20 protein-coding genes are annotated in these 23314 nt (G+C 67.1%); 3 read left to right on the top strand and 17 right to left on the bottom strand.

The window, feature by feature from the left end; translation table 11 throughout:
* Positions 1-48: 48 nt before the first annotated feature.
* The 3 genes from GOAMR_RS12140 to GOAMR_RS12130 form a co-directional block, all read right to left on the bottom strand.
* Positions 49-624, bottom strand: a complete 576-nt coding sequence (locus GOAMR_RS12140) for a nitroreductase family protein (RefSeq protein ID WP_005187804.1) — start codon at positions 622-624, stop codon at positions 49-51.
* Positions 625-655: 31 nt separating this feature from the next.
* Positions 656-1882, bottom strand: coding sequence for a fatty acid desaturase family protein (locus GOAMR_RS12135; RefSeq protein ID WP_040515102.1), 1227 nt, complete (start codon positions 1880-1882; stop codon positions 656-658).
* Between the two features lie 175 nt (positions 1883-2057).
* Positions 2058-3356, bottom strand: coding sequence for a fatty acid desaturase family protein (locus tag GOAMR_RS12130; RefSeq protein WP_005187802.1), 1299 nt, complete (start codon positions 3354-3356; stop codon positions 2058-2060).
* A gap of 170 nt (positions 3357-3526) precedes the next feature.
* Between GOAMR_RS12130 and GOAMR_RS12125 the strand changes: the two genes are divergently transcribed.
* Entirely contained in the window at positions 3527-3853 is a 327-nt protein-coding gene (locus GOAMR_RS12125) for an excalibur calcium-binding domain-containing protein (protein WP_244427393.1), read from the top strand.
* 99 nt (positions 3854-3952) lie between these two features.
* Here GOAMR_RS12125 and GOAMR_RS12120 read toward each other — a convergent pair whose 3' ends face one another.
* The 6 genes from GOAMR_RS12120 to hpf form a co-directional block, all read right to left on the bottom strand.
* Positions 3953-5113, bottom strand: coding sequence for a ferredoxin reductase (locus GOAMR_RS12120; RefSeq protein ID WP_050942701.1), 1161 nt, complete (start codon positions 5111-5113; stop codon positions 3953-3955).
* A 102-nt stretch (positions 5114-5215) separates the two neighbouring features.
* Positions 5216-5734: a DUF6912 family protein gene (locus GOAMR_RS12115; protein WP_005187796.1), complete on the bottom strand. Its 519-nt coding sequence runs from the start codon at positions 5732-5734 to the stop codon at positions 5216-5218.
* Positions 5735-5755: 21 nt separating this feature from the next.
* Positions 5756-7228 (bottom strand): wax ester/triacylglycerol synthase family O-acyltransferase, encoded by a 1473-nt coding sequence (locus GOAMR_RS12110; protein ID WP_005187793.1) that lies wholly within the window; start codon positions 7226-7228, stop codon positions 5756-5758.
* A 92-nt stretch (positions 7229-7320) separates the two neighbouring features.
* A complete protein-coding gene (locus tag GOAMR_RS12105; RefSeq protein WP_005187790.1) occupies positions 7321-7863 on the bottom strand; it encodes an Rv3235 family protein in 543 nt (180 codons plus the stop codon).
* Positions 7864-7998: 135 nt separating this feature from the next.
* Positions 7999-10818, bottom strand: a complete 2820-nt coding sequence (secA, locus tag GOAMR_RS12100; protein ID WP_005187789.1) for a preprotein translocase subunit SecA — start codon at positions 10816-10818, stop codon at positions 7999-8001.
* Positions 10819-11041: 223 nt separating this feature from the next.
* Positions 11042-11812 (bottom strand): ribosome hibernation-promoting factor, HPF/YfiA family, encoded by a 771-nt coding sequence (gene hpf / locus GOAMR_RS12095; RefSeq protein WP_005187786.1) that lies wholly within the window; start codon positions 11810-11812, stop codon positions 11042-11044.
* Positions 11813-12435: 623 nt separating this feature from the next.
* Between hpf and GOAMR_RS12090 the strand changes: the two genes are divergently transcribed.
* Complete coding sequence (locus GOAMR_RS12090) at positions 12436-12975, top strand: ComF family protein (RefSeq protein ID WP_005187784.1); 540 nt, start codon at positions 12436-12438, stop codon at positions 12973-12975.
* Positions 12976-13399: 424 nt separating this feature from the next.
* On the opposite strand, the gene GOAMR_RS12085 is transcribed toward GOAMR_RS12090, so the two are convergent.
* Genes GOAMR_RS12085 through mtrA form a run of 3 tightly spaced genes read right to left on the bottom strand, consistent with a single transcriptional unit; the run spans position 13400 to position 17462 of the window.
* Positions 13400-15142: an LpqB family beta-propeller domain-containing protein gene (locus GOAMR_RS12085; RefSeq protein WP_005187781.1), complete on the bottom strand. Its 1743-nt coding sequence runs from the start codon at positions 15140-15142 to the stop codon at positions 13400-13402.
* A complete protein-coding gene (gene mtrB / locus GOAMR_RS12080; RefSeq protein WP_005187779.1) occupies positions 15139-16779 on the bottom strand; it encodes an MtrAB system histidine kinase MtrB in 1641 nt (546 codons plus the stop codon). Before mtrB ends, GOAMR_RS12085 begins: the two co-directional genes overlap by 4 nt.
* Positions 16776-17462, bottom strand: a complete 687-nt coding sequence (gene mtrA, locus GOAMR_RS12075) for an MtrAB system response regulator MtrA (protein WP_170319153.1) — start codon at positions 17460-17462, stop codon at positions 16776-16778. Before mtrA ends, mtrB begins: the two co-directional genes overlap by 4 nt.
* 88 nt (positions 17463-17550) lie before the next feature.
* Between mtrA and GOAMR_RS12070 the strand changes: the two genes are divergently transcribed.
* Positions 17551-18183 (top strand): dTMP kinase, encoded by a 633-nt coding sequence (locus tag GOAMR_RS12070; RefSeq protein ID WP_005187774.1) that lies wholly within the window; start codon positions 17551-17553, stop codon positions 18181-18183.
* A 99-nt stretch (positions 18184-18282) separates the two neighbouring features.
* Here GOAMR_RS12070 and ahcY read toward each other — a convergent pair whose 3' ends face one another.
* From ahcY to GOAMR_RS12045, 5 genes are all read right to left on the bottom strand, one after another.
* Entirely contained in the window at positions 18283-19734 is a 1452-nt protein-coding gene (gene ahcY, locus GOAMR_RS12065) for an adenosylhomocysteinase (RefSeq protein WP_005187771.1), read from the bottom strand.
* Positions 19735-19848: 114 nt separating this feature from the next.
* Entirely contained in the window at positions 19849-21360 is a 1512-nt protein-coding gene (locus GOAMR_RS12060; protein WP_005187768.1) for an amino acid permease, read from the bottom strand.
* 54 nt (positions 21361-21414) lie between these two features.
* Positions 21415-22341, bottom strand: coding sequence for a cation diffusion facilitator family transporter (locus GOAMR_RS12055; RefSeq protein WP_005187766.1), 927 nt, complete (start codon positions 22339-22341; stop codon positions 21415-21417).
* A gap of 217 nt (positions 22342-22558) precedes the next feature.
* Positions 22559-22855: a WXG100 family type VII secretion target gene (locus GOAMR_RS12050; RefSeq protein WP_005187763.1), complete on the bottom strand. Its 297-nt coding sequence runs from the start codon at positions 22853-22855 to the stop codon at positions 22559-22561.
* An 81-nt stretch (positions 22856-22936) separates the two neighbouring features.
* Positions 22937-23272, bottom strand: coding sequence for a WXG100 family type VII secretion target (locus tag GOAMR_RS12045; RefSeq protein ID WP_005187761.1), 336 nt, complete (start codon positions 23270-23272; stop codon positions 22937-22939).
* Positions 23273-23314 lie beyond the last annotated feature (42 nt).

Here is a 23314-nt window from a genome sequence, read left to right as displayed (position 1 = left end):
ACCCGGTGAGATTTCATTGTCCGCTCACGTGGTTTCGAGGCTCGTCGCTTACGCTCCTCGCACCTCAACCGGCGAGGGGTCCGGCAGCCGGGTGAGGAATTCTTCGGCGTCGACGGGACGGCCGATGCGGACGGCGTCGGGTTTGCCGCCGACGTACAGCCAGCCCAGGAGTTTCTCGTTCGCGGCCAGGCCGTGCAGCTTGGCCACCGGTTCGGTGCGGGTGAACGGCCCGGTCCGCCAGATCACGCCGTACCCGGCCTCATCGAGAAGCAGGCTCAACGCGTGCCCGACGCCGGCGGCGACGGCCTCCTGCTCCCACTCCGGGACCTTGGGGTGCGCTTTCGTGCTGGACACGATCGCGATGAGCAGCGGCGCGCGCAGCGGTTTGCCGGCAGAACCGTCGTGGCCGAGGACCTCGGTAAACGCCGCGCCCAGACGCACCCTGTCGTCCTCACGCAACTCGATGAGGCGCCACGGCGTCAGGCCCGCGTGATCGGCGACCCGGCTCGCGGCGGTGACGAGGTCGGCGAGCTCGTCGTGCGTGGGCGCGTCGTCGGTGACCTTGGGCCAGGAGACCCGTTCGAGCATCGCGTCACGGACAGTTGCCACGGTCTCGGTTCCCATTGCGTCAGCCTACCGAGCGCTGGACAGGTCGTTACCGCTGGGCCTTGCGCTCTTTTCGCTGTTCACGCAGCTGCGCGATCGCCGTTTTGAGCCCACCCGAGGTGCGCAGACCCTGTGGCGCGGGCAGCGAGGCGAAACGCCGTTCCGATGCGGTTTCGGGGGCGTCGTCGGCCGTGTCGTGCAGCAACTCGTCGGGCAGCGCGAGCTTGTTGATGGTGCGCAGCGTCTTGAGGTACTGCACCGGCAGCGAACCCGTCGTGTACGGGAGGTCGTACTTGTCGCACAGCTGCCGCACCCGCACCGAGATCTCGGCGAGCCGGTTGCTCGGCAGATCCGGGAACAGGTGATGCTCGATCTGATAGCACAGGTTGCCCGACATGAATGCCATCACCGGGCCGGCGTGGAAGTTGGCGCTGCCCAGCATCTGCCGCAGATACCACTGGCCCTGCGTCTCGTGTTCGAGGGTGTCGACGGTGAATTTCTCGGCACCGTCGGGGAAATGACCGCAGAAGATCACCACGTACGCCCACAGATTGCGGACGAGATTGGCTGTGAGATTCGCGGTCAGGGTGTGCGTGAAATTCGGTCCGGTGAGCGCCGGATACAGCACATAATCCTTGCCGACCTGGTGGAAGATCTTGCGCCCGAACTCTTTCACCTTGGCGATGCCTTCGTCGCGGGGTTTGGTCCCGTCGATGACCTCACGCAGGCCGATGTCGTGCAGGCCGATCCCCCACTCGAACGTGGAGGCGAGCACCAGGTTGGCGATCGGCTGGAAAAGCCTGCGCGGTTCCCACGGTTCGTCGCGGGTGACGCGCAGGACCTTGTAGCCCACGTCGTCGTCCATGCCGACGACATTGGTGTACTTGTGATGGATGTAATTGTGGGAGTGTTTCCAGTGTGGTGATGCACACACCATGTCCCACTCGTAGGTGGTCGAGTGGATCTCGGGATCGTTCACCCAGTCCCACTGCCCGTGCATCACGTTGTGCCCGAGTTCCATGTTCTCGATGATCTTGGCCAGCCCGAGCGCGGTGGTGCCCAGCAGCCACAGCGACCGCCGGTTGCTGCCGAACAGCGCGACGCGGCCGGAGACTTCGAGAAGGCGTTGCAGTTTGATCGTCCGGTGCAGGTACCGGACGTCGCGCAGACCCCGATCCGCCTCGATCTCACGACGAATGGCGTCGAGTTCGTGTCCCAGAGCCTCGACGTCGGCATCGGTGAGATGCGCGTAGGTGTTGATATCGGAAATCGCCATCGCTACAAGTATGCCCTGACTGTCGGTGTCCGGCTTGCGAGACTCCCGCCGGGTCTCGCGATGGGCCGGGTGCCACATATGACGAGGCCGGTCCGTAGTCCTCGCCGTTGCGAGGGTACGGACCGGCCCGCTGTCGTGTTATCGGCGCCCGCGGTGGCGGGCCGCCGGTGGCAGGCTAGGCGGCCTGCCGGGTGTCAATACCTTCGGACCTGCGCCTATTGCTCCGCAGGGAGGCGATCGCCGACCGCAGACCGCGACGCCGGCCCGTCGCCGGGTCGATGGTGCTGTGCAGCCGCTCGCCCTCGGGGAACTCCCCGGCGAACCGCTTCTCCGACGCCGTTTCGGGGGCGTCGTCGCGGGTGGCCGACAGGTACTTGTCGGGCAGCGACAGCTTGGCGATGGTGCGCCAGGACTTGAGGTACTGCAGCGGGAACGAGCCCGTGGTGTAGGGCAGGTCGTACTTGTCGCACAACGCCTGCACCCGCACCGAGATCTCGGCGAGCCGGTTGCTCGGCAGGTCCGGGAAGATGTGGTGCTCGATCTGGTACGACAGGTTGCCGCTCATGAACGCCAGCACCGGTCCGCAACGGAAGTTGGCACTGCCGAGCATCTGCCGCAGGTACCACTCGCCCTGAGTCTCGGAGTCGACGTCCTGCTTGGTGAACTTCTCGGCGCCGTCGGGGAAATGCCCGCAGAAGATGACCGCGTTGGTCCACACATTGCGGATCACGTTGGCCAGGGCGTTGGCTGTGGCGGCCTTGGCGAAGGCCCGGCGACGGCCCACCTTGGTTCCGGTGGTGGCCGCGACGAGCGCCGGGTGCACCACGTAGTCCTTGGCCACCTGCCGGCCGGCCTTGGCACCCACGTCGAGCAGGTCCCGCCGCAGCTCGGCCTTCGCCTCGGGGGTCTTGCGCTTCTTGCCCAGTTCCAGGTGCTGCGCTGCCACACCCCACTGGAACAGCAGCGCCAGGAGCGTGTTGTAAACGATATTGCCCAGGTAGTAGGGCCGCCACCGCTGATCGCGGGTCACGCGCAGGACGCCGTAGCCCACGTCGTCGTCCATCCCGAGCACGTTGGTGTACTTGTGATGGATGTAGTTGTGGGTGTGCTTCCAGTGCGCCGACGGGCCGGTGATGTCCCATTCCCACGAGGTCGAATGCACCTCGGGGTCGTTCATCCAGTCCCACTGCCCGTGCATCACGTTGTGGCCGAGTTCCATGTTCTCAACGATCTTGGCGACGCCGAGCACCGAGGCCCCGGCCCACCAGAGCGGCCGTTTCGTGGAACCGGCGATCAGCGTGCGCCCGGCGAGTTCGAGCCCGCGCTGGAAGCGGATCGTGTTGCGCAGGTAGCGCGCGTCGCGTTCGCCGCGGTCTGCCTCGATATCGGCCCGGATCGCGTCGAGTTCGACACACAGCGCCTCGACATCGGACTCGGACAGGTGCGCGTACTCAGGGATGTCAGTAATAGCCATCGCGTGTTTCTGTCTCCAACCCATCGACTACGTAACCGTAACTTACGTCAGCGTAGGTTACGGTTGCGTAGTTGTCCAGCCCGCATGCGTCACGGCCCCGGCGACAACGGACAGCGACCACACAGACAAGGCGCAGGCTGCCCCAAGCTGCGCTTTCTACGTTGTGACACATGACAAAGATGCAAAGAATCCCGGTCATCGCAGGTTCGGCACTGGCGGCGGGCGCGATCATGGCGGGCGCCTTCGCCCCCATCGCGTCGGCGGCCACCGGAGACTCCGCGGCAGCCGGTCAGCAGGCAGCGAAAAAGACGACCAAGTACTACAACACCTGCACGGCACTCAACGAGCGCTACCCGCACGGGGTGGCCCGGGCGGGCGCGACTGACCGCGTCACGGCGGGCAAGCGTCCGGTGACCGGCTACATCGTGAACACCAACATCTACAACCACAACAAGAAGCTCGACTACGACAACGACGGCATCGCCTGCGAGCAATGACCTCGGGTCCACTCTCCCGCGACCCCGGTCCTGACATAGAAGTGTGACCCTCGATCCCGCACAGGGTCGGGGCCACACACCTATCCGAAGTCCCGGACCTCACACGTCGAGCGTGCAGTCCCCCGCCGCGGCGCTGACGCACGTCTGAATCCGCTCGCCCTCGACATGCTCACGCCCGGTGCGCAGGTCACGCACCGCACCCTTGTCGATCATCACCACACAGCTCTGGCAGATACCCATCCGGCACCCGAACGGCATCAGCACACCGGCGTCCTCACCCGCCTCGAGCAGCGTGGTGGCGCCGTCGACCGCGGCCCTCTTTCCGCTGCGGCCGAAGGTCACCTCGCCGCCGTGCGCTCCCGAGGCACCGCGCTCGAGGGCGAACCGCTCGAGGTGCAGGTTGCCGGAGACACCGGCGTCGGCGAACGTGTGCTCGAGCATCTCCAGGAAACCGGCCGGACCGCACGCCCACGCCTGCCTGTCCGCCAGGTCCGGACACAGCTCGGCGAGGCTCTGCGTGGTCAGCTTGCCACTGCTCCGGGTGAACACGGTGTGCACGGTGGCGATGCCGTCGCTCGCGAGGTCGGCGAGTTCGTCGGCGAACAGCAGATCATCCCGCGTGGGCGCCGAATGGACGAGCACGATGTCGGTGTGCTGCCCGCGATGGCGGATCATCCGCAGCATCGACATGATCGGGGTGATACCGCTGCCCGCGGTGGCGAACAGGATCTTGCCCGGCAGCGGATCGGGCAGGACGAACTCGCCCTTCGGGGCGGCCAGCCGGACGATGGCCCCCGGCTCCAGACCGTTGACCAGGTGCGTCGACAGGAAGCCCTCGGGCATCGCCTTGACGGTGATCGAGATGATCCGGTCGGTCTTGGAGATGTCCGGGACCGACGTCAGCGAGTACGACCGCCACGTCCACCGTCCGTCCACCAGGACGCCGATGCCGACGTACTGGCCCGCGGTGTAGTCGAAGGAGAATCCCCAGCCCGGCTTGATGCGGATGGTGGCCGAGTCCTCGGTCTCGCTCGTGACCGAGACGATCTTGCCGCGCAGCTCACGCGCCGACCACAGCGGATTGGCCAGGTGCAGGTAGTCGTCGGGCAGCAGCGGCGTGGTGATGCGCGCGGCGGCCGCACGCACCCAGTTGGCCGCACGATTCTGCGAGGACACCTGCGCGACCGGCGCCTCGAAACGTTCCCGCCACGACCGCGAACCAGGTTCGCCACCACCGGTTCCACGCTCTTGCACACCCATGACCATAAGCACCTTCAATCCCAGTCGACGAGAACTTACGCCTGCGTAGGTTACGGTACCGGAACCTTGTGCCGACGGCCACCTCGGCCGACGGGCGCGCGGTCAGAGCAATTCGAGCAGGAAGGGTAGTTCCTGGGTCGCGTACCAGGCGAGGTCGAAGTCCTCCACATCACCGACGGCCAGTTCGGCGTCTTCGTCGCCGAGATCGGCCGCGTCGATCACGACCACCGCGGTGCGCACCGCATCCTCGGCATCGGAGCCGTCGACGTGGACCGACGCGATCGCCGACAGCGGCACCGGCCCGGACACCTTGACCACGGCGGCGTCGAGATCAGGACGCAGCTTCACCCCGTCGACATCGGCGGCCACCACCACCCGCCGCGGCGGAAAACGAGGACCATCGGTGTCTTCTGGGCGGGTGGGTTCACCGGCCAGCAGCCGCAGCGACGCGCGGGCTGCCTCCCGCATCGCCGCCTCCGACAACTCTTCGTCGTCACCCGACAGGTACGACTCGCGCAACGCCGGGGTGAGCGCGAAGGCGGTACCGCCGATCGGCGCGAACTCCCCCGTCTCACCCAGCCGCATCAGCATCGCCAAGGTCGCAGGCAGGTAAACCCTCATGCCCCAAAGCCTAACCGCACCTCACAGCGCGGCGACAAGCTCCTCGTAGGACTCGGTGACGTACTCCGCCATCGCTCCCAGATCCGGCAACACACCACGGTCGGCGATGAACGAGAACTGCAGCGCGCCACAGTATTCGATGACACCGATGGCCAACGCGTGCTGCTGCATGAACGCCGGCACCGCGTACATCTCCGAAACCTTCTGCCCGGCAATATATCTGCGCGAGATCGGGGCACTCGGCATAGTCACCGGCACATTGTAGGGACGGCTGGTGATGCTGCTCAGCGCCCGCGAGCTGAACTCGGGGAAGGGCACCATACCCAGTTCGGGCAGGATCGGCCGGATACCCATCGAGACCCGCCGCGAGGAATGCGCGTAGCGGTTGGCCAGACCCGCCACCTGCACCAAGCGCATCGACGGATTGTCTTCTCCCACAGGGAGGTCGGTGACGAATCCGGGCGTTCCGACGGCCACCGTCCGGGGTTCGGCGTCCATCCGCAACTGCACCGACGGATCGCGCGAGGACAGTGGCAACACCACCCGCACCGTGTCGCCCGGCGAGATCGTCGCCTCCAGCGACAGCCGCCACCGCCGCAGCACCCCGCTGATGATGGACAGCACGACATCGTTGACCGTGCAGTTGTAGCGTTCGGCGATCTTGGCGCAGCCCCGCCGCGGCACCGACGCCTCGGCGAACGAACGGGTTGAGGTGCTCGACCGGTTCAGCGGACTCGCCGGGGCGGAGTCCATCACCTGCTGCACCAGCGACCCGGTGCGCCGCACCGTGCGCTCGGCCAGCGTGCGGACCTCGGCGATGAGCCCGTTACCGGTGAGCACCGAACTGACCAGATCGCCCGGCCGTGCGACGGCCTCGGCGATCGCGCCCAGAGCCAGCCGCGACCCGCTGGGCAGCGACCGTGCCATCCACAGATCCTCGGGCATCTTCTCCTGTTCCCGGGTCTCGTCGGTGAGGACCTCGCTGATCTCCCGGTGGGAGTCCTCGTCGACCAGGCACCGGTGCGACTTGGTGAGCACGGCCAGCTTGTCCCCGGCCAGCCCCTCGATCAGGTACATCTCCCACAGCGGGCGGGTCCGGTCCAGCGGGCGTGACATGATCCGCGCCACCAGATCGTCGAGCTGGGCGGGGCCGCCCGGGGCCGGCAACCCGGCCCTGCGGATGTGGAAATTGATGTCGAAGTCGGGATCATCGGCCCACACCGGCCGGGCCAGGCCCAGCGTGACGGGCAGGACGAGCTGCCGATACCGCGGCACCAGTTGCAGCCGGTTCTCGACCAGTTCGACCAGGCTCTTGTAGTCGAGGATCGACCTCTGCGGCCTCCTCTTGGCCTGGGCGGCCTTCCCCGTGGCGGTGCCGTCCTTGGCCACACCCGGGGCATCGGGGGCGATGATCAGCAACGCACCGAGGTGTGTCGTCGACCCGGCGTCGTCGAGGAAGTAGAACGTCGCATCCCGGGGACTCAACCGCACCATCGGGCACCTCGATCTATCACCGGCATTACGGTACCCGGTACCGGCGGCAGCGATCACACCAACAGAGATCATGTGACCGGAGACGATCAGCCTCAGCAGAAATCCAGTGCCGTGAGCTGCCACCGGTATTCCCAGCGCGCGGGTGTGAGCACGTCGGCGTCGATCGGCCGGGGAATCTTGTGCGGCACGCGCTCGGCGGTACCGCAGAACGCCCGCACCCGTCCCCCGATCGTGTAGCTGCCGAAGATCCTCGCGACCCCGCCGGCACCCATCTGCACGTGCACCCTGCGCAGCGCCGCCGAACCTCCCCCGGCGGCCGTTCTGCCCGTGGCTCCCGGCGTGAGGTCACGCGCGTGCGGGCGCACCCCGAGTTGCCGCAGCATGCTGAACCGGTCGGCCAGTTCGGGGGCCACAGACGTCGACAACTGCCCGAAGCCACGGCGGCCGTCGAGCGCCTCGAACAGAACAGTCAGCGCGCCCACGGCGAACCTGCGCACCTCGGCACCCTCGTGCCGGACCGGTGCCGCGGCCGGCGGGGTACGGCGGTCACCCGGTGCGGCCACCGCTCCGGCGGAGCGGCGGCGCGAGGCGAGGAGCCCGGCGGGGTGTTCGTAGTCGGGGGCTGTCCGGATCACAACTCGAGGTATCTGCATGGGAATCGGACGCGATGAAACGCCGTTTGGTTCCCTCCGAATGCCAGATTTTTTCACCAAATAAAATGCAACGGCGTGCCGCTCCGCGACACGCCGTTGCAGGATGGTGTTCAGCGATTAATGCCGACGCTTCTTCGATTTCGGGGGCTTGGCGCCGCCCTTCGCACCGGCGCGCGCCGCGGCCCGGCGCTCCCGGCGGGAGGCCAGCACCGGGTCGCCCTCTTCCTCCTCGTCGGTGAGGATCTCGACGCCGCCGCTCTCGGTCGGACCGCTGTAGGTCATGTCCGAGTCCACCGGACCTGAGCCGTCGACGCCGACCGCCCGCAGCGCGGCCGGGGCCTGCGTTCCCGAGGGCTCGCCGTCGCCCTGGGCCGCCGCCGACAGCATCGGGGCCGGCACCGGCTTGGTGAGCGTCGGCGCGGGCGCGACCTCTTCGGTCTGGACCTGCACGTTGTACAGGAAGCCGAGGGCCTCCTCCTTGATGCCCTCGAGCATGCCGGTGAACATGTCGAAGCCCTCGCGCTGATATTCGGCGACCGGGTCGCGCTGCGCCATCGACCGCAGGTGGATGCCTTCGCGCAGGTAGTCCATCTCGTACAGGTGATCGCGCCATTTGCGGTCGATCACGTTGAGCAGGATGCTGCGCTCGAGCTGACGCATCGCGCCCTCGCCCGCAATCTGATCGATCTCCTCCTCGCGGGCCGTGTACGCCTTGTGCGCGTCGTCGAGTAGCACCTCGCGCAATTCGTCGGGCGAGACGTCGTCGCGGGCGCCGTCGATATCGGTGTGGAAGATCGCATCGGGATCGAGGTCGAGCGGGTACAGGGTGCGCATGGCCCGCCACAGCTCGTCGACGTCCCAGTCCTCGGCATAGCCCTCGGCGGTGGCGCCGTCGACGTAGGCGGTCACGACGTCGTCGATCATGCGCTGCACCTCGTCGGCGTGGTCCTCGCCCTCGAGGATGGTGCGACGCTCGCCGTAGATGACCTTGCGCTGCTCGTTCATCACCTCGTCGTACTTGAGGACGTTCTTGCGGACCTCGAAGTTCTGCTGCTCGACCTGGGTCTGCGCGCTGCGGATGGCCTTGGTGACCATCTTGGCCTCGATCGGCACATCGTCGGGCAGGTTGACGCGGTTCATGATCACTTCGAGCGCGGCGCCGTTGAACCGGCGCATCAGCTCGTCGCCGAGCGAGAGGTAGAAGCGGGATTCGCCCGGGTCGCCCTGACGGCCGGAACGGCCGCGCAGCTGGTTGTCGATGCGGCGCGACTCGTGCCGCTCGGTGCCCAGCACGTACAGACCACCGGCCTCGCGGACCGCCTTGGCCTGCTCGGTGGCGTCGTCACGGGCGATGGTGATGGCCTCGTCCCACGCCGCCTCGTACTCCTCGGGCGTGGTCACCGGGTCGAGCCCGGCCTTGCGCAGGCGCATGTCGGCGATGATGTCGGGGTTGCCGCCGAGCACCACGTCGGTACCGCGGCCGGCCATGTTGGTGGCGACGGTGACCGCGCCGATCCGGCCGGCCTCGGCGACGATCTGCGCTTCCTGCTCGTGGAACTTCGCGTTGAGCACCGAGTGCGGGATGCCGCGCTTCTCCAGCTGGCGCGACAGGTACTCCGAACGCTCGACGCTCGTGGTGCCGATGAGTACCGGCTGCCCCAGTTCGTGGCGTTCGGTGATGTCGTCGACGACCGCGGCGAACTTGGCCTCTTCGGTCTTGTAGATCAGGTCGGTCTGATCCTTGCGGATCATCGGCTTGTTGGTGGGGATCGGCAGTACGCCCAGCTTGTAGATCTGGTCGAACTCGGCGGCCTCGGTCTCGGCGGTACCGGTCATGCCCGCGAGCTTGTCGTACATGCGGAAGTAGTTCTGCAGGGTGATCGTGGCCAGCGTCTGGTTCTCGGCCTTGATCTCCACCTTCTCCTTGGCCTCGATGGCCTGGTGAAGTCCCTCGTTGAAGCGGCGGCCGTCGAGCACACGCCCGGTGAACTCGTCGACGATGACCACCTCACCGTTGCGGACGATGTAGTCCTTGTCGCGGTGGAACAGTTCCTTGACCTTGATGGCGTTGTTCAGGTAGCCCACCAGCGGCGAGTTGGCCGCCTCGTACAGGTTGTCGATGCCGAGCTGATCCTCGACGAACTCGACGCCCTGCTCGTGCACGCCGACGGTCTTCTTCTTGATGTCCACCTCGTAGTGGACATCCTTCTCCAGCAGCGGCGCGATGCGGGCGAACTCGGCGTACCACTTGCTCGACGAGTCGGTGGGGCCGGAGATGATGAGCGGGGTGCGGGCCTCGTCGACGAGGATCGAGTCGACCTCGTCGACGATGGCGAAGTTGTGCCCGCGCTGCACCAGCTCGTCGAGGGTGTGCGCCATGTTGTCGCGCAGGTAGTCGAAGCCGAACTCGTTGTTGGTGCCGTAGGTGATGTCGGCGTGGTAGGCCTCGCGGCGTGCGTCCGGGTTCATGCCGGTGAGGATCACCGCGGTCTCCAGCCCGAGGAAGCGGTGCACGCGACCCATCCACTCGGAGTCACGTTTGGCCAGGTAGTCGTTGACGGTGACCACGTGGACGCCGTCGCCGGAGATCGCGTTGAGGTAGGCGGGCAGCACACAGGTGAGGGTCTTGCCCTCACCGGTCTTCATCTCGGCGATGTTGCCGAAGTGCAGGGCCGCGCCACCCATGATCTGCACGTGGAAGTGCTTCTGGTCGAGAACCCGCCAGGCGGCCTCGCGGGCCACGGCGAACGCCTCGGGCAACAACTCGTCGAGCGTCTCGCCGCCGGCGTAGCGCTCCTTGAACTCGTCTGTCTTGGCGCTCAGCTCCGCGTCGGACAACGCCTCCATCTCGTCGGAGAGCGCCTCTACGTGCGATGCGATCGCATCGAGCCGTTTGACCATGCGGCCCTCGCCCATGCGCAGCAGCTTGTTCAGCACCGTGTTGCCAATCCTCACTCAGTCCTTCGGATCCGTCGTGCGACGCCCCGAATCCCCAACTCTGATCGCCAGAGCATAGATCGCAGACCATCGTACTCAGGCCGTCTGAGTACACGCTGACCGGCACACTCGCCCGGCGACGGCAAACCGCCGGGGCGGGCACCTGTGCGGACCCACCCCGGCGGTCGTTCAGCCGATACGAACTACAAGCGTATTTGCGCGATCAGTGCGTGTCAGCCAGTCGGATCAATCCGTAGTCGAACGCATGACGGCGGTACACGACAGACGGCTTGTCGGTCTCCTTGTCGTGGAACAGGAAGAAGTCGTGGCCCACCAGTTCCATCTCGTACAGCGCGTCGTCGACGGTCATCGGCGGCGCCTTGTGTTCCTTGATGCGGACGATCTGCCCGGGGGTGCGTTCGGTGACACCGTCGTCCCAGGTCTGTTCGACCTCGTCGACGGGTTCGGACAGCGCATGCGCGAGCTGGTCGCCGCGCAGGGGCGGTGCCCCCACCTCGGTGGCCGAGGCCACGGACAGCGGGGTGCGATTGCCGTGCGAGACGCGCCTGCGGTCCTTGACCCGGCGCAGGCCGGATTCGAGTTTGCTGACGGCGGCCTCGAGGGCGGTGTAGAAGTTCTCACCGCTGGCCTGGCCGCGGACCACCGGCCCCTTGCCCTTGGCGGTGAGTTCGACCTGCTGGCATACCTTGGCCAGCCGTCGGTTACGTTCGTGGCTCAGCCGTACGTCGAATCGGAAGATTCCAGGATCGAAACGTTCGAGCCGAGCCAGTTTGTCGCGGACGTGTACCCGATAGTGGTCCGGGATCGCCACGTTCCGGCCGGTGAATTCTACGGCGGCGTCAGGCTCCGCGGGTTCCGCGGATTCGACAGTCCCCGGCGGCACGACGAATGCCGACTCGACCTCGTCGTCGCGGATCGCTCGCGCGTCGACTTTGGATTCACGCTGGCCCTTGCGGTGGATGACACTGGACATGCAATTTCCTCCTGAATAGCTTCCCTGGCCCACGCGGTCACTGTGGTTTTCGCGATCAGTCAGGCACATCCCAGCCGGGCCGTGTATCCAGTGTTCCGAATCCGCCTGCAGCAGAATGGATCTCACTGGAATTGATGGATTGTGGCCGGATTGTGCTTGTCCCCCACCGCATCCGGACAGCTCCGAACTCCGCAGGACGGGGATGGTGGCCATGCCAGCCGACGGCTGACACTCACGAACGCGCTATCACCTCCCTCACGCATGAACCGCCCGCACCGGGCGGTCCCAGGTGCCGTCATCATCGTCCGGCCACCTTTCGTGCCTTCGACCGTAGCCCGAAGTTCGCCGGACGGCCACGTTTCCGCGCGCATGTCTGCCGGTAGGGACCGATTTGATCCGTCGGACTCGTTCCCGCCGGGGTGTGGATGGGACCTTTGGGTCTGGCCGCACGCCCTGGCAAGGTGTGCCGTGTGACAGCGCGGCGTGGGTTGAAGATGTTCTGCCGGAACGTGGTTCGTGCGGGGATCGACCTCGCGGTGCCACTGTGTTGCGGCGGCTGTGACCGTCCGGGCATCGCGTGGTGCCCGCGGTGCGCCAGAACACTGGAGGATTCACCCGTTCAGGTGATCACCCGGGTGCCGGTTCCGGCTCCGGTGTGGGCGTGCGGCCGGTACCGGGGCCCGGCCCGCCGCGCGGTGCTCGCGGCGAAGGATCACGGGCGCACCGATCTGACTGCTCCCCTCGGTGAGTCTCTGGCACACGCGTTGCGCACCCTGGCCCGCTGGGGCGAGCTCCCCGACGCCCCGTTCCTGCAGTTGGTGCCCGCGCCCACCCGGGCGACGTCGGCCCGCCGCCGCGGCGGCGACACGGTCACCGCAATGGCGCAGGCGGCCGCGACGGCCCTCGGCCCGCGGGTCCGGGTGACCCCGGCGCTGTTCACCGCCGCCTGGACCGCGGACTCGGCGGGCCTGTCGGCACCCGAACGTGCCCGCAACCTGTCTGGCCGGATCCGGCTGCGCAGCGACGCCCGCCTCCACCCACACGCCCTCACCGTCCTCGTCGACGACGTGATCACCACCGGCACCACCGCCGCCGAATCGGCACGAGTTCTCACTACCCAAGGCATCCACCTGGACGCCGTGCTCGTCATCGCCGCTGCGTGAGCCCGGGGTTACGGACACTGTCGCCTCGCCGGGTTTCGAGGCACGTCGCTCGCGCTCCTCGCACCTCAACCAGCGAAATGGCGACGGGCCGCTACCAAGGCGACAACATGTTTGGCCGCGGCGGGGTTTGGTTTTGGGCCCGCCCCCTGTCTGGACGAAGGAGTGAGCCAGGCGACGAAGGAGCCTGCGCGAACGACTGAGGAAGACAGGGGAACAAGGGCCCAAATCAGGCCCGCCGCATCAACACAGCAACAGGCCGATGCCAGGGCGCCAACATGTTTGGCCGCCCAGGCGAGTTGATTTTGCCCCGGCCCCGTTCTGGACGACGGAGTGAGCGGGGAGCCTGCGACCCCGAACGACGGAGGAAGAACGGGGAACAAGGGGCAAAATCAGGCCCGCCGCATCAACACAGCCCGCCGCATTATTACGGCAATACGGGTATCGATCCGGGGGTCATGGCCGTCTCGACTTCGGTCCAGTATTGGTCGGGTTCGCCGTTGGTGCTGCCGAGGCTGAGGACGCCGCGGCTGTCACCGACGTAGACGGTGGACAGGTCGGCGACGACGGAGCGCACGGGTGGCGACAGGTTGCCGCTGAGCAGTCCGACTGCCTGGGTGCCGTTGATGGACAGTTGCAGGACGGGCGATTCGGGTGAGTCGCGGGCGAGCATGAGGGTGGTGGGTGAGGCCCAGTCGATGGAGGTGACGCGGTTGCCGACGTTGTAGGCGGCGATCCGGGGGCCGGTGAGCATGATGCGGCCCTCGGCGTTGGTGGAGACGACGGCGAAGACGAGCTGGCCGTCGACGACCATGGCGACGCGTACGCCGTCGGGGGCGACCTGCAGTTCGGTGATGGGTCCGCGCACCAGGTTGGTGACGGCGCTGATGTCGATGGCGGCGACGTGGTCGACACCGTCCTCTTCACGTTGCCAGCGCTGCAGGCGTCCGTCGACGACGGACCAGACGGTGTCGGCGGTTCGTCCGAAGGAGGGCCGGGTGATGGATGCCGCGGAGACCAGGGTGTCGGGTGCGCCGCCGTAGGGTGCGACGACGAGTTCGGAGGATGCCGCGCCGGGCCGGCGGACCAGGACTCCGGCGATGCGCTTGCCGTCGGGTGAGATGGATGCGCTGCGCAGGTCGTCGCCGGTGCCGAGTTCGCCGGTGACGGGGGCCGTGGCGGTGTCACCGACCCGCAGCAGCGCGCCGTCCCGGATGACGTGGAGTCCGACGTCGGCGGCGACGGCCCCGTTGGGGTCGAGTGCGGCGACGTCGGTGGGCTGCCAGCCCTCGGCCTTGTCGCTGCGCAGCGGCACGCCGTCGTTGTCGATCTGGTAAGGCCCGCCGATCTCGAGGCCTTCGAGGGTGTAGACGATTTGGGCGACCATCAGTTGCTGGTCGGTGTCGGAGAGCCCGCCGACACCGGTGAGGGGTACCTGAACTCCGCCGTCGGCGACGGCTCCGACCTTGCCGCGCAGTCCGGCGTTGCGCGGGAATGCGGTACCGGCCGCGGCGCGCAGGTCGGTGGACGGCCCGGAGATGAGGCGCCGGATGAGGGTGCCGGGGTCGGTGTCGGTGCCGGCGTACAGCCAGCGCGGGTCGGGGACGAGTGCGGTGCGGTCACTGTTGGGGAAGTACAGCACCGCCGAGCGGTACAGCGATTCGAATTGGTTCTTGTCGATGAGGGTGCCGTTGGGCAGGCGGCCGTCGATGCGCCATTGGTCGTTGACGCGGCGCAGGTCGAAGGTGGCCGCGACGCGTCCGGTGGCGGGCAGCAACTGGCCGTCGGGCCGGAGCGTGCCGACGTTGTCGCCGACGAGCCGCAACCGGACGGTGGTGGCGCTGCGTTCATCGATGAACACGTTGACCTCGTCGACGACCACCATGTCGCCGCTGGAGTCCCATTGCTCGGAGGCGGACCGGGTGAGGAACTTGCGGGCGGACCGGTAGTTGCCGCGCGGGTTGGCGGTGGCTTTGACGAAGGCGCGCACGAGCGCCTCGGAGTCCATGTCGGCCTGGGGCGCGGGTACGGCGTTCGGCGGGTTCTCGCGCTGGAAGGCGCGGATGGGCTGGGGTGAGGAGTTGTTGGGTATGGCCCCGCAGCCGGCGAGGACGAGCGCGAGCACCACCGTCAGCACGCCGAGCAGCCCGGTCCGTGGGCGGGCACTCATGGCGTGTCTCCTTCTGCTGTCGACGACCGGCCGGTGGCGGGTTGTCTGAGCGGCAGGGGGCTGCCGAGCAGTTTGTGTCCGCGGACGAGCGGGAGGGTCAGCCGGAAGCACGCCCCGTCGCCCGGCTCGCCCCACGCTTCGAGTCTGCCCTGGTGGAGCCGGGCGTCCTCGATGCTGATCGCCAGGCCCAGTCCGGTTCCGCCGGATCTGCGGAACCGGGAGGGGTCCGAGCGCCAGAACCTGTTGAAGACCAGTTTCTCCTCGCCGGGGCGCAGGCCGATGCCCTGGTCGCGGACGGTGATGGCGACGGCGTCGCCGTCGGATCGCATGGTGAGGGTGACGGGTTTGCGTTCGCCGTGGTCGATGGCGTTGGCGAGGAGGTTGCGCAGGATCCGTTCGACGCGGCGCGGGTCGATCTCGGCGAGGACTGGTTCGGCGGGCAGGTCGAGGACGAGTTCGGTGCCGGTGTCGTCGGCGAGGTGACGCACGGTGGCCAGTGCCCCGTCGATGGGGATGGCCATGTCCATGCGTTCGGCGGCCAGTTCGGCCATGCCGGCGTCGTGGCGGGAGATCTCCAGCAGTTCGGTGAGCAGGGTCTCGAACCGGTCGAGTTCCTTGTCGAGCAGTTCGACGGACCGCTTGTACATCGGGTCGAGTTCGTCGCGGGCCTCGTACAGCAGGTCCGAGGCCATCCGCACGGTGGTGAGCGGGGTGCGGAGTTCGTGGCTGACGTCGGAGGTGAACTGCCGTTGGAGGCCGCCGAACTCCTCGAGGTGGGTGATCTGTTTGGACAGGCTTTCGGCCATGTCGTTGAACGACATCGCCAGGCGGGCGATGTCGTCCTCGCCGCGGACGGGCATGCGTTCCTTGAGCCGGCCGTCGGCGAACCGCACGGCGATGCGGGAGGCCGACCGGACGGGGATCACCACCTGCCGGGACACGAGCCAGGCGATGGCGGCGAGCAGACCCAGCAGCACGACGGCGGCGGTCAGCAGCGTGCCGCGCACCAGGTTCACCATCTTCTGTTCGTTGGTGAGGGGAAACACCAGATACAGCTCGAGCCCGTTGATGGCCGAGTTGGTGGGGGTGCCGATGATCAGCGCGGGAACGCTGGTGCCGGAACCGTTGTCGACCGACGCGTACCGGTAGGCCACCTGTCCGCCCTGCACCATGTCGCGCAGGTTGCCGGGGATCTCGCTGCCCGGTCCGGCACCGGTCTCGTTACCGTCGCGGACGGCGCTGCGCACCATCAGCACTGTGTCGAAGGAGCCGACGTCCTCCGATCCCTGGTCGGAGCCCGAGCCGCGGTCGGTGAGCAGCGACCGGGTCTGACGCAGCCTGTTCTGGGTCGACATCGCGCCGTCGGTGCTCGACAGGTCGCGTTCGACGGTGACGCGGGCGCGGTCGAGCGCCTCGGTGGCCGCGGCCAGTTTCACGTTGAGCAGGCTGTCGGTGATCTGGCTGACAAGTACCAGTCCGAGCACCAGCAGCACCACGAATGAGAGCAGCAGCGTCGACACCACGACCCGAAGTTGCAGTGAACGACGCCAGATCTTGCCGAATGAGCGGCCGAAACGGATGGCTGCCCGTGTGATGCGCCCCAGGGTGCTGTTGATCCGCCGGGAACGTCCGATCACGGCGGTCCGGCCTTGTAGCCGACCCCTCTCACGGTCAGCACGATCTCCGGGTTCTCCGGGTCGGTTTCGACTTTGGCGCGCAGCCGCTGCACGTGGACGTTGACCAGGCGGGTGTCGGCCGGGTGCCGGTAACCCCAGACCTGTTCGAGCAGGACGTCACGGGTGAACACCTGCCGCGGCTTGCGGGCGAGCGCCACGAGGAGGTCGAATTCGAGCGGGGTGAGCGAGATCGGTACGCCGTCGCGGCTGACCTTGTGCGCGGGCACGTCGATCTCGACGGGCCCGATCGACAGCAGTTCGGCCGGTTCGTCGTCGGTGCGGCGCAGCCGGGCACGGATGCGGGCGACAAGTTCCTTCGGCTTGAACGGCTTGACCATGTAGTCGTCGGCGCCGGATTCGAGTCCGAGGACGACGTCGACGGTGTCGGATTTGGCGGTGAGCATCACGATCGGCACGCCGGAGTCGGCGCGCAGCACGCGGCACACGTCGATGCCGTTCATGCCGGGCAGCATCAGGTCGAGCAGGACGAGGTCGGGCCGGATCTCGCGGACCGCGGTGAGCGCCTGGGTGCCGTCGCCCACGACGAACGGTTCGAAGCCCTCGCCACGGAGCACGATCGTCAGCATTTCGGCGAGCGCGGCATCGTCGTCGACAACAAGGATCCGTGGCTTCATGAATCCCATGTTGGCATCTTCGCCCCGGAAACCGCGAATATGACGCGCCGAACTGCGGATATGACGCACTCACCGGCCACCGATACCATCACCGCCCATGGGCCAACTGATCGCCATCGAAGGACTCGACGGAGCGGGCAAGAACACTCTCGTGACAGCGCTGACCGGCCTCTGGCAGTCGGCGGGACTGCGGGTCGCGCATTTCACCTTTCCCCGCTACGGGCAGTCGGTGCACGCCGATCTCGCCTCGGAGGCGCTGCACGGCGGTCACGGTGACCTGCGCGAGAGCGTGTATGCGATGGCGCTGATGTTCGCGCTCGACCGGCACGAGGCGCGCAGTGCGATCGCCGCGTCTGTGGCCGACTGCGACATCGTGGTCTGCGACCGGTACGTCGCCTCGAACGCCGCCTACAACGCGGGCCGGCTGCGGCAGGGCGCCGACGGTGAGGTGGTGGCGTGGGTGGACGAGCTGGAGTTCGGCCGGTTCGGTCTGCCGGTCCCCGATCGGCACGTGCTGCTGGGGGTCACCCCCGAGGTCGCGATGTCGCGGGCGCGGGGCCGGGAAGCCACGGACACCGCCCGAGAGCGCGATTTCTACGAGCGCGACGACAGCCTGCAGCACCGCGTCGACGGCGTGTATCACCAACTGGCACAGGCAAACTGGCACTCCCCCTGGATCCTGACCGACGGCTCGGACCCCGATTCACTCGCCACGCGACTGCGGCCGTGACCGCGCCGACGCCCCCACCGTGCGGCGGGGGCGTCGGTATCACGTTGCGCCACAAAGGCTTCGGTGCCCAGTAGCGGTAGTGCTCAGTCGCGGTAGTGCTCAGTAGCGGTAGTGCTCCGGCTTGTACGGGCCCTCGACGTCGACGCCGATGTACTCGGCCTGCTCCTTGGTGAGCTTGGTCAGGGTGCCGCCGAGCGCCTCCACGTGGATGCGGGCGACCTTCTCGTCGAGATGCTTGGGCAGGCGGTACACCTCGTTGTCGTACTCGTCGTTCTTGGTCCACAGCTCGATCTGCGCGATGACCTGGTTGGAGAAGCTGTTGCTCATCACGAACGACGGGTGGCCGGTGGCGTTGCCCAGGTTGAGCAGGCGACCCTCGCTGAGCACGACGATCGACTTACCGGACTCGAACGTCCACTTGTCGACCTGCGGCTTGATGTTGAGGCGGATCGCACCCGACGATTCGAGCCCGGCCATGTCGATCTCGTTGTCGAAGTGACCGATGTTGCCCAGGATGGCCTGGTTCTTCATCTGCTTCATGTGCTCGAGGGTGATGATGCCCAGGTTGCCGGTGGAGGTGACCACGATGTCGGCCTCGCCGATGGCCTGCTCCACGGTCACCACGTCGAAGCCGTCCATGAGTGCCTGCAGCGCGTTGATCGGGTCGATCTCGGTGACCTGCACGCGGGCACCCTGCCCGGCCAGCGACTCGGCGCAACCCTTACCCACATCGCCGTAGCCGCAGACCAGCACCTTCTTGCCGCCGATGAGGACGTCGGTGCCGCGGTTGATGCCGTCGACCAGCGAGTGGCGGGTGCCGTACTTGTTGTCGAACTTGCTCTTGGTGACCGAGTCGTTGACGTTGATCGCCGGGAACGCCAGATCGCCCGCGGCCGCGAACTGGTACAGCCGCAGCACACCGGTGGTGGTCTCCTCGGTGACGCCCTGCACCGACTCCGAGATCGTCGACCATTTGGTCTTGTCGTTCTCGAAGGACTGGCGCAGCAGTTCGAGGAACACCTTGTACTCGGCCGAGTGCTCGTCGTCGGCGGGCGGCACGACGCCGGCCTTCTCGAACTCGGCACCGCGCAGCACCAGCATGGTGGCGTCGCCGCCGTCGTCGAGGATCATGTTGGCCGGCTCACCCGGCCAGGTCAGCATCTGCTCGGCGGCCCACCAGTACTCCTCGAGCGTTTCGCCCTTCCACGCGAACACCGGCACGCCCTTGGGCTCGGAGACGGTGCCGTGCGGCCCGACGACCACGGCCGCGGCCGCGTGGTCCTGGGTGGAGAAGATGTTGCACGAGGCCCAGCGCACCTCGGCGCCGAGGGCCACCAGGGTCTCGATGAGCACGGCGGTCTGCACGGTCATGTGCAGCGACCCGGAGACACGGGCACCCTTGAGCGGGAGCACGTCGGCGTACTCGCGGCGCAGCGACATCAGGCCGGGCATCTCGTGCTCGGCGAGGTCGATCTCCTTGCGGCCGAAGTCGGCCAGCGACAGGTCGGCGACCTTGAAGTCGATCCCGTTCAACGTGTCCACAGACGTCATCAATAACCCTTCGTCGATAGCAGCGCGGCGCTGTTGTCGTCCGGCGCGTAAGCAGTCGACTCTGAGGCTATCGGACGACCCCTGGTTAGGGTGCCCTCAGGTGCGTTGTGGACGTCAGGTGAGGTCCTTTCCGAGGTTCGCCCCGGGTGCGGGGTCCGGCGATGTCACTGACGCCATTTCCCCGCGTTCCCGGCGCGCGAACACCGAGTTGTGACGGCCGAACCCGAAATAGATGGCCAGTCCGAGCGCCATCCAGACGATGAACCGCAGCCACGTCTCGATGGAGAGGTTGAGCATCAGCCACACGCACGCCAGCACCGACAGGATCGGGATCACCGGCATGAACGGCACCGTGAAGCCGCGCTTGAGTTCGGGCCGGGTCCGCCGCAGCACCACCACACCGATACTGACCAGCACGAATGCGAACAAGGTGCCGATGTTGACCATCTCTTCGAGGGTGCCCATCGGGAAGATCGCCGCCAGTACCGCCGATACCGCCCCCACGATCATCGTCAGCCGGGCGGGGGTGCCGCGTTTCCCGGTGTGTGCCAGCGCGCGTGGCAGCAGGCCGTCACGCGACATCGCGAACGCCACCCGGGTCTGGCCGAGCAGCATCACCATGACCACCGTGGTCAGGCCCGCGATAGCGCCGAGGTTGATGATCCAGCCCACCCAGGTGACGCCACGGATCTTGAACGCTGTGGTCAGCGTGCTGTCACCGGCCAGATCGGTGTAGGGCACCATCCCCGTGAGCACCAGGGTGACCAGCACGTACAGCACGGTCACGATGGCGAGCGAGCCCAGGATGCCGCGCGGCAGGGCGCGCTGCGGATCCTTGGTCTCCTCCGCGGTGGTGGCCACGACGTCGAAGCCGATGAATGCGAAGAACACCAGCGACGCCGCGGCCAGCAGCCCGTACCAGCCGAAGTTGGTGTCGCCGCCTCCGGTGATCGCCGAGAACAGCGTCTGATGAATACCCGAACCGGTGTCGGTGGGCTTCGACTCGGGGATGTACGGACTGTAGTTGGAGCCCTTGATGTAGAAGGCGCCGACGATGATCATCAGCACCACCACGCCCACCTTGATCGAGGTGATGATGAGCGAGACCCGCGAGGAGATCTTGGTGCCCAGCGCCAGCAGCACGGTCAGGACCGCGATCAGCAGCACCGCGCCCCAGTCGAGGTCGAATCCGATGTCGACGGTGGTGGTGATGTTCAGGAAATCCGCCAGATAGGCCGACCAGCCCTTACTCACCACCGACGCCGCGAGAGCCAGCTCCAGCATCAGGTCCCAGCCGATGATCCAGGCCAGGAACTCGCCGAACGTGGCGAACGTGAAGGTGTACGCGCTGCCCGCGACCGGCACCGTCGAGGCGAACTCGGCGTAGCACAGCGCGGCCAGACCGCACGCGACCGCGGCGATCACGAACGCCAGCGACACCGACGCCCCGGCGACGTTACCGGCGGTGCGGGCGGTGAGGGTGAAGATACCGGCACCGACCACGACCGCCACGCCGAAGACCGTCAGGTCCCACGCGGTGAGGTCCTTGCGGAGTTTGGAATCGGGTTCGTCGGTGTCGGCGATCGACTGCTCGACCGACTTGACGCGATTGAACAACATACTCATCTCACGACCCCCGAACCTGCGTGGGCGGTAACGCTTCGGACCATGGGCGTTACGTTAGTTGACGACGCCTTGGTCGATGTCGGGTTCGAGATAGATCAGCCGGGCCTGCGGAAGTGCCGTGCGCACACGCAATTCGGCCGCGTTGATGGTGTCGGCGATCTTGGCGATGTCGCTGCCCGGGGAAATGGCGATCTTGGCGGCCACCAGCATCTCGTCGGGTCCGAGGTATTGGGTCTTCATGTGGATGACCCGGTCGACGCCGTCGGCGGCGGCGAGTTCGGCCAGCAACGCCTTTTCCTCCGCGTCGGTGGCGCCCTCACCGATCAGCAGGCTGTGCATCTCGACGATCAGGATGATCGCGATGACACCCAGCAGCGCACCGATCGCCAGGGTGCCCACACCGTCCCAGACCGCGTTGTCGGTGATCATCGTCAGGCCGACACCGCCGAGCGCCAGGACCAGACCGATGAGCGCACCGGAGTCCTCCAGCAGCACGACCGGCAGTTCCGGGGTGCGCGCGTTGCGGATGAACTGCCACCATGTGGCATCGCCCTTGAGGGGCTTGGACTCCTTGTAGGCGGTCCGGAAGCTGTAGCCCTCCAGGCAGATCGCGATCGCCAGGATCACCACCGCGACGATCGGCGATTCGAGGGCGTGATCGTGGGCGTGCCGGACCTTCTCGATGCCCTCGTAGATCGCGAACATCGAGCCGAGCGTGAACAGGACGAGCGCCACCACGAACGAATAGAAGTAGCGGCTGCGGCCGTACCCGAACGGGTGCAGCCGGTTCGCCTGCTTGGCGGCCCGGCTCTGCCCGAGCAGCAACAGTCCCTGATTCGAGGTATCGGCGACCGAGTGCACCGCTTCGGCGGCCATCGACGACGATCCGGTGATCAGGAAGCCGACGAACTTGGCGGCGGCGATTCCGGCGTTGGCCAGCAGTGCGGCGATGATCGCGCGTTTTGATCCCTCTGCGGACACGGTTCTCCTGGGTCTGGCGTCGGCGCGGCCTGCCGCACCGGGATCGGGCACGTGACGGAAGGCGCGCCACGCGGACCGGGCCGCACGGGTGCGGCTCGATCAGCGTTGACGATACTGCCCCGGCCTGCGCATCGCCCCGCAGTACCGCGGTGTTGCGGACCTGCGGGGCGATCTCACACGGGCACCAGATCAAGGCTGCCGGGTCAGGGGTACCGGGTCAGGCGAAGCTGTCGCGCACGCGGCGATCGGCGTTGCGCATCATGGTGCCCGCGTTCTCGACGCCGCTGCCGAGGCCGTTCAGCTGGGTCCGGACGTCGGCGAAGGCGTTGTCCCACTTGGTCTGCGCCTGCTGATACGCCGCCGCACCCTCCTGCGACTGCCAGTTGGCGCCGAGCTTGTTGACCTGCGTCTTCAGTTCCTCGGCGAGGGTGCCGAGCTTGGTGAACTGGCTTTTCAGGTCGCCGGACAGGGTGTCGAGGCCGGCGAAGTTGTAGGCGATGATGCCGTTGGACATGCTGTTCTCCTCTATGGCTGGTGAAGGCTGGGATGTGCGGACCGGTGCGAGCACCGGACGCGGTGGTCGCAGATGCGAGGGTCAGAGATTGAGAGTCGACGTTCCGCCCACGCTCTGGGTCACCACACTCGCGACCTCCGAGTCCTGGCTGTCGTAGCCCTTGAAACTCGTGGTCAGGTTGGCCTCCATCTCGTTGAGCGCGGTGTTGAGGCGGGTGGCGAGATCCTGCCAGTTGTTGTGGGTGTTGCCGAAGGCGGTGGCCGCCTGCCCGCTCCAGCTCGCCTGGCCGGTACCGGCCGACGTCTGGATCTGGTTCAGGATGCCCTTCATCTCGCTGACGATGGTGCCGATGGAGTTCGCCGACGACTGGCTGGCGGCCAGGTCGATGGAAACCCCGTTGGATGAACCGAACTGCATTGTTTCCTCCTCTGGTGAGACAACCGGATGGTTGCCTGTTGT

Source organism: Gordonia amarae NBRC 15530, from assembly GCF_000241345.1.
Lineage (GTDB): Bacteria > Actinomycetota > Actinomycetes > Mycobacteriales > Mycobacteriaceae > Gordonia > Gordonia amarae.
This window is presented reverse-complemented; position numbering and strand designations above follow the sequence as displayed.